At 68.8% G+C, this 24,966-nt stretch carries 19 protein-coding genes and 1 riboswitch; of the genes, 8 read left to right on the forward strand and 11 right to left on the reverse strand.

Annotated elements, in window-relative coordinates:
* Positions 1–15 precede the first annotated feature (15 nt).
* A riboswitch (cobalamin riboswitch) is annotated at positions 16–250 on the reverse strand.
* Between the two features lie 111 nt (positions 251–361).
* Positions 362–808, forward strand: coding sequence for an OsmC family protein (locus HUW10_RS12655; RefSeq protein WP_174503836.1), 447 nt, complete (start codon positions 362–364; stop codon positions 806–808).
* A gap of 204 nt (positions 809–1,012) precedes the next feature.
* Positions 1,013–1,834, forward strand: coding sequence for an IclR family transcriptional regulator C-terminal domain-containing protein (locus HUW10_RS12660; RefSeq protein WP_174503837.1), 822 nt, complete (start codon positions 1,013–1,015; stop codon positions 1,832–1,834).
* Positions 1,835–1,874: 40 nt separating this feature from the next.
* Here the strand turns inward: HUW10_RS12660 and HUW10_RS12665 are convergent, their stop codons facing one another.
* The 4 genes from HUW10_RS12665 to HUW10_RS12680 all read right to left on the reverse strand — a co-directional run bounded on the left by HUW10_RS12665 (position 1,875) and on the right by HUW10_RS12680 (position 6,802).
* Entirely contained in the window at positions 1,875–2,477 is a 603-nt protein-coding gene (locus tag HUW10_RS12665; protein ID WP_174503838.1) for a hypothetical protein, read from the reverse strand.
* A gap of 313 nt (positions 2,478–2,790) precedes the next feature.
* Positions 2,791–4,722 carry a threonine--tRNA ligase gene (gene thrS, locus HUW10_RS12670; protein ID WP_174503839.1) on the reverse strand — a complete coding sequence of 644 codons (1,932 nt, stop codon included), beginning with the start codon at positions 4,720–4,722 and terminating at the stop codon, positions 2,791–2,793.
* Between the two features lie 11 nt (positions 4,723–4,733).
* Positions 4,734–5,666: a glycosyltransferase family 9 protein gene (locus tag HUW10_RS12675; protein ID WP_174503840.1), complete on the reverse strand. Its 933-nt coding sequence runs from the start codon at positions 5,664–5,666 to the stop codon at positions 4,734–4,736.
* A complete protein-coding gene (locus tag HUW10_RS12680; RefSeq protein WP_174503841.1) occupies positions 5,663–6,802 on the reverse strand; it encodes a glycosyltransferase family 4 protein in 1,140 nt (379 codons plus the stop codon). Before HUW10_RS12680 ends, HUW10_RS12675 begins: the two co-directional genes overlap by 4 nt.
* Positions 6,803–6,872: 70 nt before the next feature.
* On the opposite strand from HUW10_RS12680, the gene HUW10_RS12685 reads away from it, so the two are divergent.
* From HUW10_RS12685 to speE, 3 genes are all read left to right on the forward strand, one after another.
* Entirely contained in the window at positions 6,873–7,613 is a 741-nt protein-coding gene (locus HUW10_RS12685; protein WP_236656518.1) for a carboxylesterase, read from the forward strand.
* Between the two features lie 287 nt (positions 7,614–7,900).
* On the forward strand, positions 7,901–8,365 hold the full coding sequence (speD, locus tag HUW10_RS12690) for an adenosylmethionine decarboxylase (protein WP_174503842.1): 465 nt from the start codon (positions 7,901–7,903) through the stop codon (positions 8,363–8,365).
* Between the two features lie 69 nt (positions 8,366–8,434).
* On the forward strand, positions 8,435–9,298 hold the full coding sequence (gene speE, locus HUW10_RS12695) for a polyamine aminopropyltransferase (RefSeq protein WP_174503843.1): 864 nt from the start codon (positions 8,435–8,437) through the stop codon (positions 9,296–9,298).
* Positions 9,299–9,419: 121 nt separating this feature from the next.
* Here the strand turns inward: speE and HUW10_RS12700 are convergent, their stop codons facing one another.
* From HUW10_RS12700 to HUW10_RS12710, 3 genes are all read right to left on the reverse strand, one after another.
* On the reverse strand, positions 9,420–10,376 hold the full coding sequence (locus HUW10_RS12700; protein ID WP_174503844.1) for an acetyl-CoA carboxylase carboxyltransferase subunit alpha: 957 nt from the start codon (positions 10,374–10,376) through the stop codon (positions 9,420–9,422).
* Positions 10,377–10,438: 62 nt separating this feature from the next.
* A complete protein-coding gene (locus HUW10_RS12705; RefSeq protein ID WP_174503845.1) occupies positions 10,439–11,611 on the reverse strand; it encodes an isovaleryl-CoA dehydrogenase in 1,173 nt (390 codons plus the stop codon).
* Positions 11,598–12,002: a hypothetical protein gene (locus HUW10_RS12710; protein ID WP_174503846.1), complete on the reverse strand. Its 405-nt coding sequence runs from the start codon at positions 12,000–12,002 to the stop codon at positions 11,598–11,600. The genes HUW10_RS12705 and HUW10_RS12710 overlap by 14 nt, the downstream gene beginning before the upstream one ends.
* A 67-nt stretch (positions 12,003–12,069) precedes the next feature.
* Between HUW10_RS12710 and HUW10_RS12715 the strand changes: the two genes are divergently transcribed.
* From HUW10_RS12715 to ppdK, 3 genes are read left to right on the forward strand one after another with little or no spacing between them, the layout of a single operon-like run.
* Entirely contained in the window at positions 12,070–12,957 is an 888-nt protein-coding gene (locus HUW10_RS12715; RefSeq protein ID WP_174503847.1) for a glycine--tRNA ligase subunit alpha, read from the forward strand.
* The gene (glyS, locus tag HUW10_RS12720; protein WP_174503848.1) at positions 12,950–15,121 is read left to right on the forward strand and encodes a glycine--tRNA ligase subunit beta; all 2,172 of its coding nucleotides are present in this window, start codon (positions 12,950–12,952) and stop codon (positions 15,119–15,121) included. The genes HUW10_RS12715 and glyS overlap by 8 nt, the downstream gene beginning before the upstream one ends.
* A 7-nt stretch (positions 15,122–15,128) precedes the next feature.
* The gene (ppdK, locus tag HUW10_RS12725; RefSeq protein ID WP_174503849.1) at positions 15,129–17,798 is read left to right on the forward strand and encodes a pyruvate, phosphate dikinase; all 2,670 of its coding nucleotides are present in this window, start codon (positions 15,129–15,131) and stop codon (positions 17,796–17,798) included.
* A 595-nt stretch (positions 17,799–18,393) separates the two neighbouring features.
* Here the strand turns inward: ppdK and HUW10_RS12730 are convergent.
* The 4 genes from HUW10_RS12730 to HUW10_RS12745 all read right to left on the reverse strand — a co-directional run bounded on the left by HUW10_RS12730 (position 18,394) and on the right by HUW10_RS12745 (position 24,701).
* Positions 18,394–21,384: a glycosyltransferase gene (locus tag HUW10_RS12730; RefSeq protein WP_174503850.1), complete on the reverse strand. Its 2,991-nt coding sequence runs from the start codon at positions 21,382–21,384 to the stop codon at positions 18,394–18,396.
* 165 nt (positions 21,385–21,549) lie between these two features.
* The gene (locus tag HUW10_RS12735; RefSeq protein ID WP_174503851.1) at positions 21,550–22,782 is read right to left on the reverse strand and encodes a hypothetical protein; all 1,233 of its coding nucleotides are present in this window, start codon (positions 22,780–22,782) and stop codon (positions 21,550–21,552) included.
* A gap of 2 nt (positions 22,783–22,784) precedes the next feature.
* The gene (locus tag HUW10_RS12740) at positions 22,785–23,507 is read right to left on the reverse strand and encodes a dienelactone hydrolase family protein (protein ID WP_174503852.1); all 723 of its coding nucleotides are present in this window, start codon (positions 23,505–23,507) and stop codon (positions 22,785–22,787) included.
* A 63-nt stretch (positions 23,508–23,570) separates the two neighbouring features.
* Positions 23,571–24,701 carry a type III PLP-dependent enzyme gene (locus HUW10_RS12745; RefSeq protein WP_174503853.1) on the reverse strand — a complete coding sequence of 377 codons (1,131 nt, stop codon included), beginning with the start codon at positions 24,699–24,701 and terminating at the stop codon, positions 23,571–23,573.
* Between the last annotated feature and the right edge of the window lie 265 nt (positions 24,702–24,966).

A 24,966-nucleotide genomic window follows, 5' to 3' on the forward strand; every position in this document is an offset into this window, starting at 1 on the left:
ACCCCGCCCGGCAGCGTTGGTTGATGCGACACCGGCAGGTCTCCTGGCTCGCGGGTCGACGCTGGTGGCCCTGCCTTCCCGAACCGGTTCCGGTTCAGTGGCTCGCCCTTGCGGGCGGACGGACCACCGGCTCGCCGCTGACAGTTGCGGGGGCAGCCATCGACTTGCTTCCGGGACAATCAGGCCCGGCCGAAGCGCACGATGTTCCCTTTTCACCCGCTCGCGCGGGACCGGTGACCTGTTGCATATGCCGGCTCGGCGGGCGGGCGGCAAGGGTGGGGTGTCGCGGATGGCCGGATGGCGGTCTGGCGGCGGCGGCGCGCCGGGTGCAGACTGCGCGCGGCAGAAGGAGACAGGCAAGATGGCCGACACGCACGAGATCGTCCTGCGGCAGATCGAGAATTACCGGTTCGAGACCGAATTCGGCGGCGGCTTGCCGAAGCTCGTCTCCGACGAGCCGCCGCCGCTCGGCGGCGGGGCGGGGCCGGAGCCGGTGCAGCTGCTGCTCGCGGCGGTGGGCTCGTGCATGTCGTCCAGCTTTCATTTCGCGATGACCAAGTTTCGCGAGGCGCCGGGGGCGATCACCACCACCGCGCGGGCGACCGTGGAGCGCGACGAGAACCGGAGGCTGCGGGTGCAGGCGATCCATGTTGCCATCGGGTTCGCCGCCGAGGCCGGGACGATCGGGCATCTCGACCGGATTCTCGGCCAGTTCGAGCAGTTCTGCACCGTCGGCGCCTCGGTCGCGCGGGGGATCCCGATCGAGGTGAGGGTGACCGACGGCAGCGGCACGCGGGTGAAGGGCTGAAGCAAGACCGTAACCAAATCAGGCTTTTGCGATCCGGGCTTCGCACGAGTTGTCCACAGAAATCTGAATAAGCCTGTGGACAAGCGCGGGGGGAATCCGGAAGCTCGCCCTTGGCGTGGGAAAGGTTAACGATTTTCGCCCCGCCCGGACGCCGGGCGGTCTGCCATCTTGCATCCGCAGGGGAGATGTGCGCAGAACGCACGGATGCCAACTGCGCCAGACGAGACCGGACCATCCAGGCTGCCGCGCCCGAGCCTGACCAACCCGCGCGACCATGTCGAGAGTTTCGCCCGGGGGCTGGCGATATTGTGCGCCTTCGGGCCGGACCGGCCGAAGATGACGCTGTCGGACGCCGCCAGGGTGACCGGGTTGCAGCGCTCGGCGGCGCGGCGGTTTCTGCTCACCCTCTGCGACCTCGGCTATGCGGTGCAGACCGACCGGTGGTTCACCCTCACGCCGCGGGTGCTGGAGCTGGGCTATGCCTATCTCGGCAGCCTGCGCTTTCCCGAACTCATCGAACCCTATCTGACCGGGCTGACGCAGCGGCTGGGCGAATCGAGCTCGGCGGCGGTGCTGGACGGGACGGAGATCGTGTATGTCGCGCGGTCGGCCGCGCCGCAGCGGCTGATGTCGCTCTCGCTCGGGGTGGGCAGCCGGCTGCCGGCGCACGCGACCTCGATGGGGCAGGCGCTGCTCGCCACGCTGAGCGAGGAGGAGGTGCGCGCCCGGTATGGGCGCGGGCCGCTGCCGGCGTTCACCCAGGCGACCATCACCGACCCGGCGCTGCTGCTCGAACGGCTGGCGGCAGTGCGGCGGGACGGGTTCGCGCTCAACGACCAGGAACTGGAACTCGGCCTGCGCTCGGTTTCGGTCGCGGTGCCGGGCAAGGGGAGCCGGCAGGCGGTTGCCCTCAATGTCGCCACCAACGCGGCGCGGGTGTCGCATGACGAGGTGATGCGCCGCATCCTGCCCGCGATCCGCGAGGCGGCGGCGCAATGCGCGCGGGCGGTCGCCCTGCTCGGCTGAGCGGGGACGCGGAAACGCCAGAAGAGGATCGGCAACAGGATCACCAGCCCGGCGGGTCGCGCAGCCGCTCGCGTCGGCGCAGCCAGGCGGGCGGGCGGAAGCGGCGCGGGAGTTTTGCGCCTGAGCAGTCCGTGTTGTTCGGGACGGGTTCGGGTTTGGGGCGGGGGGTGCGCCTTGCGCGCGGCGCGAGGCGGAGCATCGCCGGGAGCTTCAGGCCAAGGCTGTGGCAGAGCGGGCGGAGGATGCGGCCGAGGCGGGGTTCCGCGCCGATGCGGCGCTGCAATGCGGGATCGGCGAGCAGGGCGCGGAGCAGGCCGGCGGCGGCGGCGGCCTCGGGGACCGGCGCCAGCAGCCAGGCGGGGCGGCGCGGCAGGATGGGCTTGCAGCCGTTCTTTTTTTGATCCGTCTCGTCACTATGCCCCGTCTTGTCGCCATGCTGCGGGCGCGGGTGGCGACGGGGGCGCGGCGGCGGCGCAGGAGCGGCGCAGAGGCGGGCGAAATGCCGCGCATAGCGTTGCAGCCGGGTCCAGAGCAGGGCGCCGAGCGGGCCGCCATCCGCACCAAAGGCGCCGGCGGCGGCACGGCGCGCCACAGCACCGCACAGCACGTCGATCATGATCCGGAAACGGAGTGCGACATCCATGAACAGAACAGGAACATATTTGCTCCGGGGTGGGCAATGTTTTTCTCCTGTTTTGCTCCCCCCGGCCTTTTTCGCTCCTTTTTTCGTTCCGCTGGTTTTTCGTTCCGCTGGTTTTTCGTCCCTCTGGCGCCGGACCGCTCCGTTTCCGCGCGGCGGCGGGGCCAGAGCATCATCCGATCCTTTCGGATCGGATAAAGATGCTCTGTTTATCAATATTATAGCTCATCATCCGATCCTTTCGGATCGGATAAAGATGCTCTGATCATCAACAAGATAGAGCACGACATCCGATCCGTAAGGATCGGAAAGTGCTCTAGTCGCCGGGGCGGAGGTCGGGCGGGGTGGCCTCTGCCTTGAGGGTGGCGATGGCCTCGTCGAGGGTCATGCTGTCCTGCTTGTCGGAACCGAGGCGGCGGATCGAGACGGTCTGCTGCTCGGCCTCGCGGCGGCCGACGACGAGGATGTTCGGCACCAGGGCGAGCGAGAGGTCGCGCACCTTGGCGTTGATCTTTTCGTTGCGGGTGTCGGTGACGACGGCGAGGCCGGCGGCCTTGAGCCGTGCGGCGACCGTCTCGGCATAGTCGTTGGCGTCGGTGACGATGCTGGCGACGGCCGCCTGGGTGGGGGCGAGCCAGAGCGGGAAGCGGCCGGCGCAGTTCTCGATCAAAATGCCGATGAAGCGCTCGAAACTGCCCACGATCGCGCGGTGCAGCATGACCGGGCGGGCGCGGCCGGATTCGGCGGTGACGTAGGAGGCGTCGAGCCGCTCGGGGAGGACGAAATCGACCTGGAGCGTGCCGCACTGCCAGTCCCGCCCGATCGCGTCGCGCAGGACGAATTCGAGTTTCGGGCCGTAGAAGGCGCCTTCGCCGGGATTGACGGTGAATTCGACGCCGGCGGTTTCGCAGGCCGAGCGCAGGGCGGCCTCGGCCTTGTCCCACACCTCGTCCGAGCCGGAGCGCGGGGTCGGGCGGTCGGCGAATTTCACCGCGAAATCGGGGAAGCCGAAATCGGCGTAGATGCTGCGGAGCATCTCGACGAAGCGGACGGTTTCACCGGCGATCTGGTCTTCGGTGCAGAAGATGTGGGCGTCGTCCTGGGCGAAGGCGCGGACGCGCATGATGCCGTGCAGCGCGCCGGAGGGCTCGTAGCGGTGGCAGGCGCCGAATTCGGCCATGCGCAGCGGCAGCTCGCGGTAGGAGCGCAGGCCATGATTGAAGATTTGTACGTGGCAGGGGCAGTTCATCGGCTTGACGGCGAGAACCTTGTCCTCGTCCTCGACCTCGGCGATGAACATGTGGCTGCGGTAATTGTCCCAGTGGCCGGAGGCTTCCCAGAGCTTGCGGTCGAGCAGCTGCGGGGTGCGGACCTCGATATAGCCGAATTCCTCCTGGCGGCGGCGCATATAGGCTTCCACCGTGCGGTAGAGGCGCCAGCCCTTCTCGTGCCAGAACACGCTGCCGACGGCTTCTTCCTGCATGTGGAAGAGGTCCATCTGCCGGCCGATCTTGCGGTGGTCGCGGCGTTCGGCCTCTTCGAGCTGCTTCAGATGGGCGTCCAGCTCCTTCTGGTCGCGCCAGGCGGTGCCGTAGATGCGGCTGAGCATCGGGTTGCGGTGATCGCCGCGCCAGTAGGCGCCGGCGACCTTGGTCAGCCTGAAGGCGCCGCCGATATCGCCGGTGCCGCGCATGTGCGGGCCGCGGCAGAGATCGAGCCAGTCGCCCTGGCGGTAGATGGTGATGGTCTCGCTGCCCGGCAGGTCGCGGATCAGCTCGGCCTTGAAGCGCTCGCCGCGGGATTCGAAGAAGCTGATCGCCTCGTCGCGCGCCCAGACCTCGCGGGTGAAGGGCGCGTTGGCGGCGATGATCTCGCGCATCTTCGCCTCGATCGCCGGGAGGTCGTCCGGGGTGAAGGGGTCGTTGCGGAAGAAATCGTAATAGAAGCCGCCCTCGATGGCCGGGCCGATGGTGACCTGGGTGCCGGGGAAGAGCGCCTGCACCGCCTCGGCCAGGACATGGGCGGCGTCGTGGCGGATCAGTTCGAGGGAGCAGTCGTCGCGGCGGGTGATGAAGCGGAGGCTGGCATCGGCGTCGAGCGTGCGGGAGAGGTCCATCATCTGGCCATCGACCTCCATCGCCAGCGCCGCCTTGGCGAGGCCGGGCCCGATGGAGGCGGCGATCTCGGTGCCGGTGACGGGGCCCGGATAGTCGCGGACGGAACCGTCGGGCAGGGTGATCGCGGGCATTGCTGGCTCCTTCAGGGCGTGGATGAGGGGTGGTTATGCCCATCCTGTGCCGCGGCGGCAACGTCCGCCATCGCAAGGGCGGCGAGATCGGGGCGGCGGAGGATGGCGGGCCAGCCGCCATCGGGATAGCGCGGGGCGGTCAGCGCGGGATCGGAGGCGCCGCCGAACAGCACGACGGACCGGACGCCGAGGGCGGCGGCGAGGTGCATCGGGCCGGTATCGTTGCCGATGGCGAGGCTGGCGCGGGCGAGCGTGCCGGCGAGTTCGGGGAGGGTGGTGCGGCCGGTGAGGTCGAGCGTGCGCGGGGCGCGGGCGGCGATGGCGGCGGCGAGCGGGGCTTCGGACGCGGTGCCGAGGACGACGCAAGGGAGGTCGAGCCCGGCGGCGAGGGCGCCGAAATGGTCCGCCGGCCAGCGTTTTTCCGGCCGGTGCGGGGCGGCGCCGGGGATCAGCGCGACGAAGCGCTCCGGCAAAGGGAGGGGCGGGGCGGCGCATGTCCACGACAGGTCGGGGATCGGCAGGGGCAGGGGGATGCGCGCGGCGGCGAGCTGGCCTTCGATCCGTTCGCGGGTGTGGATGTGGTCGCGCGCGGGATCGGCGTGGGGGAAGGCGCAGCCGGGGGCGATGCCGGACCAGGGCGGGCGGCCGGCGAGGCGGAAATAGCGGCTGGAGCGGCCGGAGGTTTGCAGATCGTAGACCATCGCGAAGCCGCCGAGCGCGCGGCGCAGGCGGCGCAGGCCGGAGAGGTCGAGCGGGCCCGGTTTCGGGTCGATCATCACGCGGTCGAACCAGGGGGCGGCTTCGAGCCAGGGGGCGAAGGGCTTCATGGTCAGGAGCGCGATTTCGGCATCCGGATGGGCGGCGCGGATGGCGGCGAAGGCGGGGAAGCTGAGCACGATGTCGCCCAGCGCGCCGTGGCGGATGACGAGGAGGCGCGGTTTCACCGCAGCAGCTCGTCATAGACGGCGAGATTGCCGTTCTGCATCGCCGCGATCGAGTAGAATTCGGCGACATAGGCGCGGGCGGCCTCGCCCATCGCGAGGCGGGATTCGGGCGTCAGGTCGAGTGCGGCGTCGAGGGCGGCGGCGAGGTCGTCGGCGTCGCCGGGTTTCGTGCGCCAGCCGGTTTCGCCGTGGCGGATGGTTTCGCGGGCGGCGCCGTGGTCGGTGGCGATGACCATGCGGCGCATCGCCTGGGCCTCGACGATGGTGCGGCCGAAGGCTTCGGGGTCGGTCGAGGCGTTCACCACGATGTCCGCCAGCTTGTAGGCGGCGGGCATGTCGGCGCAGTCGCCGGCGAAGAAGACGCGCAGGGTGAGGTTGAGCCGGCCGATCGTGGCGAGGAGGGAGCGGCGATAGGCCTCGCGCCCCTGGGTGGCGCCGACGAGGAGGAGGATGGCGTCGCGGTGGCGCATGCGGGCGAGCGCCTCGATGGCGACGCGCTGGCCCTTCCAGCCGGTGAGCCGGGCGGGGAGCATGATCACCGGCGCGCCGTCCGGCAGGGCCCAGGCGCGGGCGAGGGTTTCCATCCGCCCGCCATTCACCGCGTCGGGCGCGAATTTCGCGCAATCCACCCCGCCGGGGACGACGCGCAGCCGCTCCGCCCCGACGCCGTGGCGGGCGCGGACGAGATCGGCGATGAATTCGGAGATCGCGATCACCCGGTCACCGGAGGCCATCACCGCGTTATAGGCCCGTTTGAGCCGGCCGCGCTGGCCGTAGGCGCCGTGATAGGTGGTGACGAAGGGCACGCGGCAGCGGCGGGCGGCGAGGCGGGCGGCGATGGCCGGGGCGCGGGAATGGGCGTGGACGAGGGAGATCCGCTCGGCGCGGATCAGCCGGGTGAGGTGGTGCGCGGCGGCGAGGAGTTTGAAGGGGTTGCGGGATTCGAGGTCGATCGCGACGTGCTTTCCGCCGGCGCGCTCGACCGCGCGGACCAGACGGCCCGGCTGGCTGGCGACGAAGGCGCGCGCGCCGGTGCGGGACACGGCCTCGGTTAGTTCGACGACCACCTGTTCGACGCCCCCGGTTTCCAGACGCGGCAGAACCTGTAGAATCGCATAATCGGACGGGTGGCGCATTGTTAACCTTTCTTTCATCGCGCCGATACCATGAGCGGATGGCCAAGGGGAGAGCCCAGTGGAGAGCCTGATGGACGAGCGGATGCTGCGGGTGAAGACGGAAGCGGGCGAACTGGCGGCCGCGCTGCTGGCGGGCGAGGGGCCGGTCGTGGTGTTCCTGCCCGGTTTCGCCTCGGACATGCAGGGGACCAAGGCATTGTTTCTGCGCGATGAATGCGCGGCCCGGGGGCGGGCGATGCTGCGGCTCGACTATTCCGGGCATGGGAATTCGGACGGGCGATTCGAGGCCGGGACGATCGGGCGCTGGGCGGCGGATGCCGAAGCCGTGATCGCCGAGGCGGTGCCGGCGCAAGACCTCGTGCTGGTCGGATCGTCGATGGGCGGGTGGATCGGGCTGCTGCTGGCGCGGCGGCTTGGCGCACGCCTGGCCGGGTTCGTCGGCATTGCCGCGGCACCGGATTTCACCGCCGAGCTGATGGAGCCGGCCTTCGATGACGCGGCGCGGGCGGCGCTGGCGCGGGAGGGGATCTGGCACCTGCCCAATCCCTATGGCGCGGCCACGCCGATCACCGCCGCGTTGCTTGAGGATGGGCGGCGGAACCTCGTGCTGGGCGGGCCGATTCCGCTCGATGCGCCGGTGCGGCTGATCCAGGGGCAGCGCGACGCCGAGGTGCCGTGGCGGACGGCGTTGCGGATCGCCGAGGCGGTCCATGGCACGGATGTGCGGGTCACGCTGGTCAAGGACGGGGAGCACCGGCTGTCGCGCCCGCAGGACCTCGCCCTGATCGCGCGGGAGGTGTTTTCGATCTGACCCGGCAGTCGCCGCGATGTTTTATATATTTGCCGGCATGCGCCGCGATGTTTTATATATTTGCCGGCATGCGCCGCGATGTTTTATATATTTGCCGGCATGCGCCGGCGGGACGTCATAACCGGCGCGCATTGCCCCCCTGCGGGATGGGGTGAAAATTTCATCGAACAAACTGCAAAAACCCCTTGCACCGCCAGAGGTTTTTCCGCATACCGCGCGCTCTTGGCCCCGGGGGGCGCGGCGCGGTGTCGCGTTCTACAGGCTGTCACTGGTTGAGGGGGTTCGCGATGAACGCACTTGCCCGACTGGGGATGGTCTCGGAAATTCCGAGCGAAAACCAGACTGTTGCTCAGGACGCGATCGATGAGGTCGCCGTGCCGAAGGATTATTTCGTCGAGCGTGACGGCGTGAAATTCGCCGGTACGCATCTGCTCGTGGATTTGTGGGGGGCCGAGAAGCTCGATAGTCCCGAACTGATCGACGAGACGCTGCGCCAGGGCGCGCTCGCCGCCGGGGCGACGATCCTGCACAGCCATTTCCACCATTTCACGCCGAATGGCGGCGTGTCCGGCGTGGTGGTGCTGGCGGAAAGCCATATCTCGATCCACACCTGGCCGGAGCGCAACTACGCCGCGATCGACATTTTCATGTGCGGCGTGTGCGATCCCTACAAGGCGATTCCGTTCCTGCGCGCGGCGTTCTCGCCAAGCGACGTGCAGGTGGGCGAGCAGCGCCGCGGCGTCACCGCCTGAGGCCAAACCGTTGACGACGACACACCGCCTTGCCCCCGGCAGGGCGGTGTTTTCGCATGGAGCGAGAGCATGACCGACATGTGGGTGAACGAGACGCTGTATCCGTTCTGGGGCCAGCGCTTCGGGGTGACGCGCGAGCTGGCGCGGACGAAGAGCGACTTCCAGGATATCGCGATCTTCGAGACCGAGTTTCACGGACGGGTGATGATGCTGGACGGCATCGTGCAGATCACCGAGGGCGACGAGTTCGTCTACCAGGAGATGCTGACGCATGTGCCGCTGCTGGCGCATGGCGCGGCGCGCTCGGTGCTGATCATCGGCGCCGGCGATGGCGGCGTGCTGCGGCGGGTGCTGATGCACAAGGGCGTCGAGCGGGCGGTGATGGTCGAGATCGACGGCGAGGTGATCCGGCTGGCGAAGGAGTTCCTGCCGAAGATCGCGGGCGAGGCCTGGAACGATCCGCGCGCGGAGGTGATCGTCGGCGACGGGATCGATTACGTGAAGAAGGCGGCGGATGCCAGTTTCGACGTCATCATCGTCGATTCGACCGACCCGATCGGGGTGGGCGAGGTGCTGTTCACCGATGATTTCTATGCCAATTGCGCGCGCATCCTGACCGCGCGGGGGCTGGTGGTGAACCAGTGCGGCGTGCCGTTCATGCAGGCGGACGAACTGCGCGAGACCTCGGCGCGGCGGCGGAAATTCTTTCCGCACGTGACCGCCTATGTCGCCGCGGTGCCGACCTATGTCGGCGGGTTCATGACGCTGGGCTGGGCCGGCAAGGACGAGGAACTCACCCGTCTGCCGGCGGCGACGATCCGCGCGCGGGCGGAAGCGGCGGGGATTCTCGGGACCACCGAATACTGGTCGCCCGAGATGCACGCGGCGAGCTTCGTGCTGCCGCCTTATATCGCCAAGCATCTGCCGGGCTGATCTGGATACAAGCCGGTCAGGCCGGTAGGGCCTGACGTGGACTCAGGTCGGTCAGGCCGGCAGGGCCTGATCGGGATAAAAGTCGGTCAGGCCGGCAGGGCCTGATCGGGATAAAAGTCGGTCAGGCCGGCAGGGCCTGGCCGATGGCGAGGAATTTGTCGCGCCGTTTCGCCCGCAGCGCCTCGGGCGCGAGGGCGGCGAGGCCGGGCAGGGCTTCGGCGATGGCGGTGCCGAGGGCGGCGATCGCGGCTTCATGATCGCGATGGGCGCCGCCGAGCGGCTCGGCCACGATACGGTCGATGATGCCGAGGCGCTTGAGATCCTGGGCGGTGATTTTCATCGCCTCGGCCGCCTGGGCGGCGTTGGCGCGGTCTTCCCACAGGATGGCGGCGCAGCCTTCGGGCGAGATCACCGAATAGATCGCGTGTTCGAACATCAGCACCACGTCGGCGGCGGCGATGGCGATGGCGCCGCCGGAGCCGCCCTCGCCGATGATGGTCGAGATGAAGGGCACCGGGGCGGCGAGGCAGGCATCGATGCCGCGGGCGATTGCCTCGGCCTGGCCGCGCGCCTCGGCATCGACGCCGGGATAGGCGCCGGAGGTGTCGACGAAGGAGAGGATGGGCAGGCCGAAGCGGCCGGCCATCTCGATCAGGCGGCGCGCCTTGCGGTAGCCTTCCGGCCGGGGCGAGCCGAAATTGTGCTTCAGCCGCGAGTCGAGATCCCAGCCCTTCTCGATGGCGATGACCATGACCGGCTCGCCCTGGAAGCGGCCCGGCCCGGCGACGATGGCGGCATCCTCGCCAAAGCCGCGGTCGCCGGCGAGCGGGGTGAATTCGGTGATCAGCCCGGCGATGACGTCGCGCGCCTTGGGCCGCTCGGGATGGCGGGCGACCTGGGTTTTCTGCCAGGGCGAGAGCTTGCCATAGAGGTTGCGGAGCTGGCGCTCCGCCTTGTCGGACAGTTGCACGACCTCTTCGGCGATGTTGAGCCCGCCCGGATCGGTCATCCGGCGCAGCTCCTCGATCTTGGCCTCAAGCTCGGCGACCGGTTTCTCGAAATCAAGGAAATGGCGCATGGCCGAGTTCGGTGCCGCAGTTTTCCGCCGGCGTCAAATTCTTCCCGAGCGTGGCGTGCGGCTCAGGCGGTTTCCCTGAACAGCTCGCGGCCGATCAGCATGCGGCGGATTTCCGAGGTGCCGGCGCCGATCTCGTAGAGTTTCGCATCGCGCAGCAGCCGGCCGGTGGCATAATCGTTGATGTAGCCGTTGCCGCCGAGGCACTGGATCGCCTCCAGCGCCATCCAGGTCGCCTTCTCGGCGGCGTAGAGGATGGCGCCGGCGGCGTCCTTGCGGGTGGTCCGGCCGCGATCGCACGCCTTCGCCACGGTGTAGACATAGGCGCGGGCGGCGCTCATCGTCACGTACATGTCGGCGAGCTTGCCCTGGATGAGCTGGAACTCGCCGATCTTCTGGCCGAACTGCTCGCGCTCGTGGACATAGGGGATCACGATGTCGAGCGCTGACTGCATGATGCCCAGCGGCCCGGCGGCGAGGACGGCGCGCTCGTAGTCGAGCCCGCTCATCAGCACGTTGACGCCGCGGCCGACGCCGCCGAGCACGTTGGCCTCGGGGACGACGCAATCCTCGAAGACCAGCTCGCCGGTGTTGGAGCCGCGCATGCCGAGCTTGTCGAGCTTCTGGGCGCAGGAGAAGCCGGGCATGGTTTTTTCGATGAGGAAGGCGGTGATGCCGCGCGGGCCGGCTTCGGGGTCGGTTTTCGCGTAGACCACCAGCGTGTCGGCCTCGGGGCCGTTGGTGATCCACATTTTCGTGCCGTTCAGCACGTAGGAATTGCCGCGCTTTTCGGCGCGCAGGCGCATCGAGACCACGTCCGACCCGGCATTGGGCTCGGACATCGCCAGCGCGCCGACCTTGCGGCCGGAGACGAGGTCCGGCAGGTAGCGCTCGCGCTGGGCGTCGGTGCCGTTGAGGCGGATCTGGTTGACGCAGAGATTGGAATGCGCGCCGTAGGACAGGCCGACCGAGGCCGAGGCGCGGGAGATTTCCTCCATCGCGACGCAATGGGCGAGATAGCCCATGCCGGCGCCGCCATATTGCTCCGGCACGGTGATGCCGAGCAGGCCGATGTCGCCCAGTTTCGCCCAGAGATCGGCCGGGAAGTCGTCGTCGCGGTCGATCGCGGCGGCGCGGGGGGCGATTTCGGCGTCGGCGAAGCGGCGGACCGTATCGCGCAGGGCGTCGATCTCCTCGCCGAGGTCGAAATCGAGCATGGTGTGGCTATTCGCGCGCATGGCGTTGTCCTTCTCCGCGGTCGAGGCGTGCCGGCATCGCGGCTTCGAGCCAGCCCCAGAGGCCGAGAGCGGCGCCGATGATGCCTTCGGTGCCATTGTAATTGATGACGGCGACGATGCCGAGGGCGGCGCCGGCGACGCCGAGCGCGCGGCTGGCGAAGGCGAAGCCGAGCAGGCCGAGCAGCAGGGCGGGAAAGCCGAACAGGTCTTCGTATTGCAGCCAGAGCACGGCCTGGCGTGGGGCGCAGACCAGCGGGGCATGGGCGGCGGCGCAGAGGCCGACATAGGCGCGGGGCTCGATCGTCGCCATCCGGAAGCCGATCGCGGCGGCGGCAAGCGCGATCACGACCGCGATTCCGGTCAGCTCGGCTTGTCCAAATCTTGCTCTCATGCCCCTTGCCTCGTAATGGTGCATCGCGAAAACGCCCGCGACAGACCCGGCTGCATATCACGGACCCATGCAAGACCAGAAACACGCCCTGAGCTTCCAGGATATCATTCTCGCGCTGCACCGGTTCTGGGCCCGGCAGGGCTGCGTGATCCTGCAGCCTTACGACATGGAAATGGGCGCGGGAACCTTCCACCCGGCGACCACGCTGCGCTCGCTCGGGCCGAAGCCGTGGGCGGCGGCCTATGTGCAGCCCTCGCGCCGGCCCTCGGACGGGCGGTATGGCGAGAATCCGAACCGGTTGCAGCATTATTACCAGTACCAGGTGATCATGAAGCCCTCGCCGGCGGACGCGCAGGAGCTGCTGCTGGCGAGCTACCGCGAGATCGGGCTCGATCCGCTGCGGCACGATTTCCGCTTCGTCGAGGATGACTGGGAGAGCCCGACGCTGGGCGCCTGGGGGCTCGGCTGGGAAATCTGGTGCGACGGGATGGAGGTGGGGCAGTTCACCTATTTCCAGCAGGTCGGCGGGATCGCGGTGGATGTGCCGAGCTTCGAGATGACCTACGGGCTGGAGCGGCTGGCGATGTATGTGCAGGGGGTGGAGAATGTCTATTCGCTCCGCTTCAACGACGCCGAGGGGCCGCACGCGCTGAGCTATGGCGATGTGTTCCTCCGGGCGGAGAAGGATTATTCGGCGCATAATTTCGAGGTGGCGGATACCGCGATGCTGATGCGGCATTTCGGCGATGCGGAGCGGGAATGCGGGGCGCTGGTGGCGCGGGGGCTGGCGCAGCCGGCCTATGACCAGTGCATCAAGGCGAGCCATCTGTTCAACCTGCTGGACGCGCGCGGGGTGATTTCGGTGACCGAGCGCGCCGCCTATATCGGCCGGGTGCGGACGCTGGCGAAGGCGTGCGCGGAGGTTTGGGTCGCGGGGGAGACAGACCATGGCTGAGTTCTTCCTCGAACTTTTCTCCGAGGAAATTCCGGCGCGGATGCAGCAGGCGGCGGCGGAGCAGCTGGCGAAGCTGGTGGGTGCGCAGCTCGCGCCGCTGTCGCCGCGCGACGTGCGGTCGTTTGGCGCCGCGCGGCGGATCGCGGTGACGGCGACGATCGCGGCCGAGGTGCCGGCGTCGGCGAGCGAATTGCGCGGGCCGAAGCTCGGCGCACCGCCGCAGGCGCTGGAGGGGTTCCTGCGCAAGAATGGCGCCGTGCGGGAAGAGCTGGTCGAGGAGGATGGGTATTTCCTGCTCCGGCGGAACCTGCCGTCGCGGCCGGCCGGCGAGCTGATCGCGGGTGAATTCGCGCAGGCGCTGGCCGGGTTCGGCTGGCCGAAATCGATGCGCTGGGGGCAGAGCGGGGCGTTTACCTGGGTGCGGCCGTTGCGCCGGGTGGTGTGCCTGCTCGATGGCGCGGTGGTGCCGTTCACGCTCGGGCCGGTTGCGAGCGGGGATGAGAGCGAGGGGCACCGGTTTCTGGCGCCGGGCGCGTTCCGGGTACGCTCCGCCGCGCAATGGCAGGAGGAGCTGCGGGCGCGGTTCGTGATCGTCGACGCCGGTGAGCGGCGGGAGCGGATCAGGGCCGGGTTGCGCGCGGCGGCCGGGGAAAAAGGGCTCGGCGTTGCCGAGGATGCGGGGCTGCTGGACGAGGTCGCGGGGCTGGTTGAGTGGCCGGTCTGCCTGATCGGGGCGATCGATCCGGGGCAGATGGCGCTGCCGCCGGAGGTGCGCGAACTGTCGATGAAGGTGAACCAGCGCTATTTCGCGACGCGCGACGCGGCGGGGAACCCGGCGCCGCATTTCGCCTTCGTCGCCAATATCGCGGCGAATGACGGCGGGGCGGCGATCATCGCCGGCAATGAGCGGGTGCTGCGGGCGAGGCTCGCGGATGCGGAGCATTTCTGGGCGCAGGACCGCAAGCAGAGGCTGGACTCGTGGCTGCCGAAGCTCGATGCGGTGACGTTCCACGCGAAGCTCGGCACCCAGCATGCGCGGGCCGGGCGGATCGAGGCGCTGGCGCGGGAGATTGCGCGGGCGCTGGGCGCCGACCAGGCAGCGGCGGATGCGGCGGCGCGGGCCGGGCGGCTGTGCAAGGCGGATCTCGTGAGCGGGATGGTCGGCGAGTTCCCCGAGCTGCAGGGCATCATGGGCGGGTATTACGCCGCCTCCTCCGGCGAGGGCGAGGCGATCGCCGCGGCGATCCGCACGCATTACCAGCCGAAAGGCCCGTCGGACGAGGTGCCTTCGGGCGTGATCGCCGCCGCCGTGGCGCTGGCGGACAAGATCGATACGCTGGCCGGGTTCTTCGTGATTGGCGAGAAGCCGACGGGTTCAGGCGATCCCTATGCCTTGCGCCGTGCTGCTCTCGGCGTGATCCGGATTGTGCTGGTGAACCGTTTTGCTCTGCCTCTGCGGCAGATTCTGGACGTGGCTGTTGAGCGAATTAGCGAAAGCAGTTTCGAGGCGGCAGAAAAGACGACTGACAAGGCAATCGCCTACGCCCAAAGTCAGAACGTGCCAGTTGGCGCAAGATTGAGTGCTCGTGGACGGGGCACAGTCTTAGATCCAGCTTCCGGGAAGCAGATCAATTCACGCGTTCCTGAAATCTTTGACTTTATCATTGATCGCTTGCGCGTGCTTTTGAGAAGCGAGGGCAAGCGGTTCGACGTGCTGAATGCCGTTCTGGATACCGCATGGGATGACGACCTGACCCGGCTGATCGCGCGGACCGAGGCGCTCGGGGCGTTCCTGGCCAGCGAGGACGGGGCGAACCTGCTCGCGGCGTATCGGCGGAGTGCCAACATCCTGCGGATCGAGGATGCGAAGGACGGGCCGCACGAGGGCACCATCGATCCCGGCTTGCTGGCCGAGGCGGCGGAGATCGCGCTGGCGGATGCGCTGGAGGCGGTCGATCGCGAGGCCGTGCGGCGCCTGACCGACGAGGATTTCGCCGCCGCGATGCGCGGTTTTGCGGCGCTGCGCGCGCCGGTCGATGCGTTTTTCGATCATGTGACGGTGAATGCGACCAGTGCTGAATTACGCCGCAATCGTCTGCGACTTCTCGCCCGCCTGCGCGACGTGATGCACCGCGTCGCCGATTTCTCGAAACTGGAAGGGTAACGCCCCGATGAGCAAATTCGTCTACAGCTTCGGCCCCGGCGCCAGCGATGGTTCGGCCGCGATGCGCAACCTGCTCGGCGGCAAGGGGGCGAACCTTGCCGAGATGGCGAGCATCGGCCTGCCGGTGCCGCCGGGGTTCACCATCACCACCGAGGTGTGCACCGCGTTCTATGACAATGACCGCGCCTATCCGGAAGGGTTGCGCGAGCAGGTGGACGCGGCGTTGGCGAAGGTCGAGGCGGAGGTGGGGCGGCGCTTCGGCGACAAGCACAACCCGCTGCTGGTCTCGGTGCGCTCGGGCGCGCGGGTGTCGATGCCGGGGATGATGGATACCGTGCTCAATCTCGGGCTCAACGACGTCACCGTGCAGGGGCTGGCCGAGGGGGCGGGGGATTCGCGCTTCGCCTGGGATTCGTATCGGCGGTTCATCCAGATGTACGGCTCGGTGGTGCTCGGTGTGGCGCATCACCGCTTCGAGGAGATCATCGAGAACGTGAAGCTCGATGAGGGCGCGACCGAGGACACCCAGCTTTCGGCGCAGGACTGGCATCGCGTGGTGGAAGCCTACAAGGAAGTCGTGCAGGCCGAGACCGGCAAGCCCTTCCCGCAGGACCCGCACGACCAGCTCTGGGGTGCCGTGGGGGCGGTGTTCGGCTCGTGGATGAACCAGCGGGCGATCACCTACCGGCGGCTGCACGAGATCCCGGCCGACTGGGGCACGGCGGTGAACGTGCAGGCGATGGTGTTCGGCAACATGGGCGAGGATTGCGCGACCGGGGTGTGCTTCACCCGCGACCCCTCGACCGGGATGAACGAGTTCTACGGCGAATATCTGCCGAACGCGCAGGGCGAGGACGTGGTGGCGGGCATCCGCACGCCGCGCCCGCTGTCGAACGCGTATGCGAAGCCGGGCGAGATCAGCCTCGAACAGTCGATGCCGGCGGCCTATGCCGAGCTGGTGCGGGTGCGCGAGACGCTGGAGCGGCATTACCGCGACATGCAGGACATCGAATTCACCATCCAGCAGCAGAAGCTGTACATGTTGCAGACGCGCAACGGCAAGCGGACGGCGCCGGCGAGCGTGCGGATCGCGGTGGAGATGGCGGAATCCGGGCTGATCGACCGGCGCGAGGCGGTGACGCGGGTGAACCCGCAATCGCTCGACCAGCTGCTGCACCCGACGCTCGATCCGAAGGCGAAGAAGACGCTGCTGGCGCGCGGGCTGCCGGCCTCCCCGGGGGCGGCGTCCGGCATCGTCGTGTTCTCGGCCGACGAGGCGGAGATGCGCGCACAGAAGGGCGAGGCGGTGATCCTGGTGCGGATCGAGACCAGCCCTGAGGATATTCACGGCATGCACGCGGCGCGCGGCATTCTGACCACGCGCGGCGGGATGACCAGCCACGCCGCGGTGGTCGCGCGCGGGATGGGGCGGCCCTGTGTTGCGGGTGCGGGCGGCATTCACGTCGATTACGGTGCGAAGACGCTCTCCGCCGGCGGGGTGACGCTGCGCGCGGGCGACACGATCACGTTGGACGGGGCGACGGGCGAGATTTTCACCGGCTTCGTGCCGATGATCGAGCCGCAGCTGTCGGGCGATTTCGCCAAGCTGATGGGCTGGGCCGACGAGGTGCGCCGGCTGCGGGTGCGGGCGAACGCCGAGACGCCGCTGGACGCCGAGACGGCGCGCAAGTTCGGTGCCGAGGGGATCGGGCTGTCGCGCACCGAGCACATGTTCTTCGATCCCGAGCGGATCGGCGCGGTGCGGCAGATGATCATGGCGCAGGACGAGGCCGGGCGCCGGGCGGCGCTGGCGAAGCTGCTGCCGTATCAGCGGCAGGATTTCGTCGCGCTGTTCCGCATCATGGCGGGGCTGCCGGTGACGATCCGCCTGCTCGACCCGCCGCTGCACGAATTCCTGCCGCATGGCGAGGCGGAGCTGGAGGAGGTTGCGCAGGCGCTCGGCATGAGTGTGGACGCGATGCGCCAGCGCGCCGCCGAGCTTTCGGAGGCGAACCCGATGCTCGGGCATCGCGGCTGCCGCCTCGGCATTTCCTTCCCGGAAATCTACGAGATGCAGGCGCGGGCGATTTTCGAGGCGGCGCTGGAGGTGGCGGCCGAGACCGGCAAGGCTCCGGTGCCGGAGATCATGATCCCGCTGGTGGGGATGAAGCGCGAGCTGGACATCACCCGCGGGCAGGTGGAGCGGATTGCCGCCGCCGTGTTCGACGAGGCGGGGCGGGTGCTGGAGTACAGCATCGGCACGATGATCGAGCTGCCGCGCGCGGCGCTGACGGCGGATACGATCGCGCTGTCGGCCGATTTCTTCTCCTTCGGCACCAACGACCTGACGCAGACGGTGTTCGGCCTGTCGCGCGACGATGCCGGCAAGTTCCTGCCGAAATATGTCGAGAGCGGGATTCTGCCGAAGGACCCGTTCGTCTCGATCGATATCGAGGGTGTCGGCGGGATGATCCGCATCGCCGCCGAGCGCGGGCGGAGCACGAAGGCCGGGCTCAAGCTCGGGATTTGCGGCGAGCACGGCGGCGATCCGGCCTCGATCGCGTTCTGCGAGGAGATCGGGCTCGATTACGTGTCGTGCAGCCCGTACCGGGTGCCGGTGGCGCGGCTGGCGGCGGCGCAGGCGGCGATTGGCGCGGGCGGCGACCGGACGGCGTGAGCCGGCCGGTCTGACGCGCGCTGGCGTTTTGCTCCGGCGACCGGACGGCGTGAGCCGGCCGGTCTGACGCACGCTGGCGTTTTGCTCCGGCGACCGGACGGCGTGAGCCGGCCGGGCTGACGCACGCTGGCGTTTTGCTCCGGCGACCGGACGGCGTGAGCCGGCCGGGCTGACGCACGCTGGCGTTTTGCTCCGGCGACCGGACGGCGTGAGCCGGCCGGGCTGACGCACGCTGGCGTTTTGCTCCGGCGACCGGACGGCGTGAGCTGGATTTTTGCTCCGGCAACCGGATGGCGGAGCAAAAAAACGGTCTGACGTGCGCGGGGGAAAAGTCCGGCGACCGGACGGCGTGAGCCGGAGGGTCTAGAGCACGTTCCGATCCATCAGGATCGGATGTCGTGCTCTATCTTGTTGATAACAAGAGCATCTTTATCCGATCAGATGATTCCATCTGATCGGATGATGCTCTAGAGCACGTTCCGATCCATCAGGATCGGATGTCGTGCTCTATCTTGTTGATAACAAGAGCATCATCCGATCAGATGGCGGCATCTGATCGGATAACGACGCGCTGATTGTCAGCAAGACTCCCGGATCAGGTGGCGATGCTGGCGAGGATGCGCCGCACTTCGGCTTCGAAGGGGCCTCGGCTGTTCTCGGCGGCGAGGCGGCGGAGCCCGGCGTCGCGCATCGCGGTCCATTGCGGTTCGCTGCGGTAGAGCGACGCGATCTGCCTTGCAAAGGCGGCGGCATCATTGCCGGGGACGGCGGCGATCTCCTGACCTTCCGTCCAGCCGAGCTGGCGGCAGAGCAGTTCGGTGGCGACGCAGGGCAGGCCGTAGGAGACGGTTTCGTAGACCTTGTAGGGCGTGCCGGCGGCGAAGCGGGTGGGGGCGATGAACAGGCGGTGTTCGTCGAAGGCGGGCCGGAGATCGGCGACCATGCCGCGCAGTGTCAGCCCGGGGATGTTTTCGAGTTCGGCGAGGTCGAGATCCGGCGCGGTGTAGCCGATGAAGGTGAGGCGCGGCGGGTTGTCCATCACCTTGCGCAGGGCGGGGAGGATCTCGTCGCGATACCAGCGGAGGCTGTCGAGATTCGGGCTGTCCTCGCGGTGGATGCTGCCGATGAAGAGCAGGCCCTCGCGTTCGGCGAAGGGGCGGGGCGTGGGGGCGAGGTCGCGGATGGTGCCGAGCACGGAGACGCTCGGCAGCCCGACGCCGCGCAGCAAGGCGGCTTCGGCCTCGTTCACGGCGGTGAGGTGGCGGCAGACCCTGGCCTCGCCGATTTCGGCGTTGATGGCCGCGGTGAGGTCGAAATCATTGTCGCCGCGCAGGGCGGCGGCCTCGGCCTCGCGCGTGGCGGCGACGGCCTCGGTATCGAGCACGAAGGGGGTTTTTGCCGGGTCGATCCCGGCCTTGGCGAGGATGGGGGCGATGCGGGTGAGGTTGTGGGCGCGGGAGATCCAGAGCGCGTCGTAGAAGCCCGGGCGGTCGGCCAGAAGGGCGGGCAGGGTCAGGATGGTCTGGTCGTGCAGCACCTCGGCGGTTTCGGGCAGGTCGCCGAACTGGCTCATCAGGTCGTGGCGGGCGCCGTTGATCGGCAGGACGGAGACCTGCCAGCCGGCGGCGGCGATGGCGTGCACCACGTCGTTCGCGCGGACGAAGCCGGAGCCGAGATGGCGGACGGGCACGGTGTCCTCGATGAAGAGCAGGCGGCGGCCGGCGCCGTTGCGGGCGCGGGCGCGAACGGCGCTGCCGGGGGTTTTGGCGTCCGCCTGGCGGCGCAGGAAGGCTGCGTGTTTTTCCACGAAGACGCGGCGGCCGCGGCGCATCAGCCTTGCTGCGGCCTCGGTATTGGCGGAGCTGCCGTATTCGAGGTGATGGATCGTCACGTCGGGGTCGTAGACGATGCGGAAGCCGGCCTCGATCATCCGCACGCAGAGATCGACCTCCTCGTAATAGGCGGGCTTGTAGTCCTCGTCGAAGCCGCCGAGGCGCTGGACCAGGTCGGTGCGGCAGAGGAGGAAGACGCCGGAGCAGAAATCGACGTCGCGCACGAAATTGGCTTCCGGGGCGAGCGGCGAGGCATCGCGCAAATAGCCCTGGGTGGAGCCGTCGGCCCAGATGATCGAGCCGGCTTCCTGCAAATGGGCATGGGTGCGGATGACCTTGCCGCCGACCGCGCCGATCGTGGCGGCGGTGGCGAGGCGGCGCAGGGCGGTGGCGATCGCGGCGTAGCCGAGTTCGATGTCGTTGTTGAGATAGAGCACCGCCTGGGCGGTGACGTGGCGGAGGGCGCGGTTGCAGGCGAGCAGGAAGCCGGGATTTTCCGGATCGTGGATGATATGCGCGCCGCGGAGGAAGGTCTCGATCCGCGTGGTGGCGTCGGTCGAGCCATTGTCGACCAGCACCAGCTCGATCTGGCCGGCGAAATTGGCCCGCAGCGAGGCGAGGGCCTGCATCGTCAGGTCGAACTTGTTGTGCACCACCATGATGACCGCGACATCCGGCGTGCCGGTCACGGTGAAGTCGATCCGCTGGCGGGCGAACAGGGCGGCATGGTTGCGGGCGCGCAGCTCGAAGAGCTGGCGGGTGGCGCTCTCCGGCAGGTCGGGCACGCGTTCGGGCGGGCAGTGGCCGAGGCCTTCCTTCAGCCCGATCAGGCGCAGATGGGCGAAGGCGTCGCGCACCGTGCCGGCTTCGAGGTCGGCGCGGACGCGCGCATGGGTGTCGCGGTAATAGACGAGATCGATGTCGGCGCGGGGGCGGCGCAGTTCGAGCGCGCCGTAGCGGAGGAAATGGTGGAAGCCGCTGCGCAGCGCGCCTGCCTGCACCGCGGCGGCGATGTCGTCATAGGTGTCGAGATGGTAGCTCTCGGAGAATTCGGCGACGGGGTCGAGCCCGGCGGCTTCGCCGCTCGTGATGTAGTGGTGCAGCGCGTTGCTTGCGCGGCCTCCGGCGATGTCCTCGCGGGCCTGTTCGTGGGCGGCGAGATACCAGTCGGGGTCGAAATAGGGCGAGGCGGGCAGCTCGGCCGCGCCGGTGCCGAGCGTGTAGAGGTAGTGGACGAAGGGGCCAAGCTCGTCGAGCCGGGCAAGATTGCCGCCGGCTTCCTCGACCTGCTTGCGGTAGAGATTGCCGTCGAACAGGAAATGGCTGAGCCGCAGTTCCCGCTGGCCCCAGCTCAGCCAGTGGTCGTAGCGGCCGCGAATGTTGAACTTGTCGAGATTGTCGAGCGCCATGTCGGGGTAGAGCTCGCCGTAGAGCGTGTCGTCGAACAGCCAGTGCGGGGAGAGGCCGCGATGGCCGAACTGGCAGAAATGGTCGAAGCCGGAGCGGTAGTCGCCCTCGGCCACCAGGACGGCGACGTCCGGGTTGCGCGCCAGATAGAACGCCTCGTCGAACAGCGGGCTCGGGCTGTGGCCCTGGCGCGCGCCGATGGCGAGGTAATGGTCGAGCAGAGCGTCAGGGTTGCTGCCGCAGGGCAGCTCGGGGTGGGCGCGGAGATACCATTCGGCGTCGAACAGCGCCCAGGCGGGTCGTTGGGTGGGGGGCAGGCGCAATAAAATGTCGGCAGATTCTGCCATCTGGAATACTTTCGTAGCTTAAATAAATAAAATGCAACACGCGAATGTTTGAGGATAAAAACAGCAAAAATGATGAAGGCGCAAGCGGTTCGATCATCGATATGACAGAGCATGATATCTGACCCAACGGGATCGGATGATGCTCTGATCGCCAATAGGCGGCGGTCAGGCGGCGAGCGGGTTGTAGTGGCGCGCGGCGAGGGCGGCCCAGGCGGTCGGGGCAAGGGCGGGGACCGGCTCGTAGACGAAGGGATCGGCGCCGGGGCCGGGGCCGGTGGTCAGGCCGGTGGCGAGCGGCGCGGCGGCGGCGGTTGCGCGCAGGACGCCGGATGGGGTGCGCGCTGCTTGCAACGACTCGCGGAAGCGCGCGGCTTGTGATGGCGCGGCGGTGCGCAGGGCGAGCAGGGCGAAGGCGGTGCCTTCGGTCCAGATCCCCTGGCTGGCGGCGCTGAAGCCGAGCCCGGCCGGGCGGTTGCGGGGGTGGCCCAGCGCCCGGAGGCAGGAGGCGAGGCTGGCGGCGCGGTCGGCTGGCGGCACGAGGCCGGCGAGGAGCGGCCAGAGGCAGGCATCGGCGGCGACGAGGCGGTTGATCCGCCCATCGGGCAGCAGGCCGGTGGCGAACAGGCCCGTGGCGGGGTCGCGCATCGCACGGACGAAGCTGGCGGCGTGGGCGGCCTCCGCGCGCCGGCCGAGGCGGGCGAAGGCGACCGCGAGATCGGTGTTCTGCTCCGTGCTGGTCCAGCCCAGGCGTTGCGGGTGCGGCGGGAAGCCGTAGAGCCCGCCGGTGAAGCCGCGCGGGGCGCGGCACTGGGCGACGACCCAGTCCGCCGCGCGCATCGCCGCCTCGTGATACTGCGCCGCGTTGACCCCGGCGCGGGCGAGTGCGGTCCAGAGCAGGATGGCCCAGGCGATCGGGCCGGTTTCGCTGCCGATCTGGTAGGGGTCTTCGGCCCAGTGGCCGCCCGCCGCATCCCACCAGCCGGGCAGGGGGGTGGCGCCGTCGAGCAGGCGCATCGGCCCGGCGCGATAGGCGTTGCGCAGGCGGGGGGCGGCGCGGTCGGGGTCGTGCGCCTGGGCGAGGGCGAGGGCATCGGCGATGCGGGCGGCGCGCGGCGCATCGCCCGCGGCGAGGAGGGCGAGGCCGGCGAGGGTGTTGTCATAGACATAGGCGACGCCGTCATTGGCGGGGAAGAAGGCGGGGAAGCGGCTATTGGCCGCGCTGTCCGGATAGCTCGCCAGCAGGGCAGGGCCGGCGGGAAGCGAGTCGAGTGCCGCAGCGATGGCGGCGCCGGGAGATGGTGGTGCTGCGGCGCGGGCGGTGGTGTGGGCGAGGGCCGGGCTCGTGGCGAGCCCGGCGAGCATGGCGCGACGGCGGATGTGCCGCGCCGCGCCCCGCATGGTCAGGACAGCGCCTCGACCAGCGCCTCGGCGGTGCGGCCATTGGCGATGGTGGCGGCGCGACGGTCGAAATGCACGCCGTTGACGCGGGCGAAGGCGTGGTGGACGGCGGGATAGACATGCGAGGAGACCAGGGCGTTGCCGCTGGTTGCCGCCATCACCGCGTCGCGCGCGTCCTTCGGGGCGAACTCGTCAAGCTCGGCCATGTGCATCACCAGCTTGCGGCTGATATTGCCGAATTCGGGGATCAGCTTGTCGAGCATGACGCCGTAATAGGAGATGTTCACATCGGCGTCCGACCGCGTGGCCATCATCACCGCGAGGCGGCCGCCGAGGCAGAAGCCGACGGTGCCGACCTTGCCGTTGCAGCCCGGCAGGGCGCGGGCGGTGGCGAGGGTGGTTTTCAGATCCTCGATCCCCTTGTCCTGGTCGAACCCGTTCATCAGCTCGAAGGCGCGCTTCCACTCGCCCTCGGACTTGTCGGTGAGGTCGACGCCGGGCTCCTGCCGCCAGAACAGGTCCGGCGCGATGGCGATGAAGCCCATCTCGGCGATTTCCTGGCAGGTCGCGCGGAGTGCGTCGTTCACGCCGAAGATTTCCTGGATCACCACGACGGCGCCGGTCGGCTTGACGGACGGGGTGACGGTGTAGGCCTTGAACGCGCCCGAACCGTCGGCGGCCTTGATGTCGATGCTGCCGATGGTGGTCGTGATCTGGTCAGTCATGAAGCTCTCCCTGAGCGCTGGTTACAATAACGCGCCGCCCGGACATCGGGCAGCGCGGCTGGCTTATAGATAGTGCTCTTCCGGCGGGAGAAAACCGTTGAACCCCTGGCTTGCGTAACTTGTCACGTAGGCGCCGGCCTCGTGGATCAGCACGCGGTCGCCGGCGGCGAGGGCGGCGGGCAGCGGGCAGGGCGTGTTGCGGTACATCACGTCCACGCCATCGCAGCTCGGCCCGGCGAGCACGGAAGGCGCGTCGGCGCCGGCGACGCCGGGGGCGGTGATGCGGTAGCGGATCGCCTCGCCCTCGGTTTCGGCGAGGCCGCCGAAACGGCCGAGATCGAGATAGACCCAGCGGCGGCCTTCATCCTCGTGCCGTGTGCAGGCGAGCACCACTTCGCTCACCGCCACCCCGGCATCGCCGACGATGGCGCGGCCGGGCTCGATCAGCAGGTCCGGCAGGTTGTTGCCGAAGGCCTCGCGCACGGCATCCATGATCGCGGCGCCGAAATCGCCCAGTGGCGGGATGTCGTCGCGGTAGCGGGTCGGGAAGCCGCCGCCGAGATTGAGCAGCCGCAAATCGATCCCGCGGGCCCGCAGGTCGGTGAACACGGCGGCGGCCTGGCCGATCGCGGTGCGCCAGGCGCCCACGCCGGTCTGCTGGCTGCCGACATGGAAGGAGACGCCCCACGGAATGAGGCCGAGCGCCTCGGCGCGCAGCAGCAGCGCGCGCGCATGATCGCCGCTGGTGCCGAATTTGCGCGAGAGCGGCCAGTCCGCCCCGTCCTGGCTGACGGCGAGGCGGCAATAGACTTTTGCGCCGGGCGCGGCCTCGGCGAGCTTGTCCAGCTCCTCGTCGGAATCGAAGGCAAAGAGATCGACGCCGCTTGCATGCGCCTCGGCGATGGCGGTGCGCTTCTTGACCGTGTTGCCGAAGCTGATCGCGCCGGGGGTGGCGCCGGCGGCGAGGCAGGCGCGGATTTCCTCGATGCTGGCGGCATCGAAGCGCGAGCCGAGGCCGACCAGACGATCGAGCACCGGGGCGGCGGGGTTGGCCTTCACCGCGTAGTAGATCGCGGCGTCGGGCAGGGCGGCGCGCAGGGCGGCGAAATTCGCCGCGACGCGGTCGAGATCGACCAGGATCGCCGGCGTGGACACCATGCCGGAATCGAGAAAACGGGCGAGCTTGGGGGTCATTGCCCTCTCCCTTGCAAGTCTCGGGGCCAGGCGCCCGGGGGCGCGCGGCGGGTTGCGAAACGGTCGAACGAACCAGCGACCAGACGGAACCGGCACGAGGGCCGGCAGTTGCCAGAACGCTTGACGTCGTTGCGTAACCCCCGATGGGAGGCAGAGGCACGTGCGTTGCTGCGTGAGGCGCGACATAGGGCCATCGCCTCGCCGCTGCAAGTGAAATTTCGGCCCATGCGGGGTGCCGGAATTGCGTAAGGAAATGCAACACTTG

Source organism: Acidiphilium sp. C61, assembly GCF_905116885.1.
Classification (GTDB): Bacteria; Pseudomonadota; Alphaproteobacteria; order Acetobacterales; family Acetobacteraceae; genus Acidiphilium.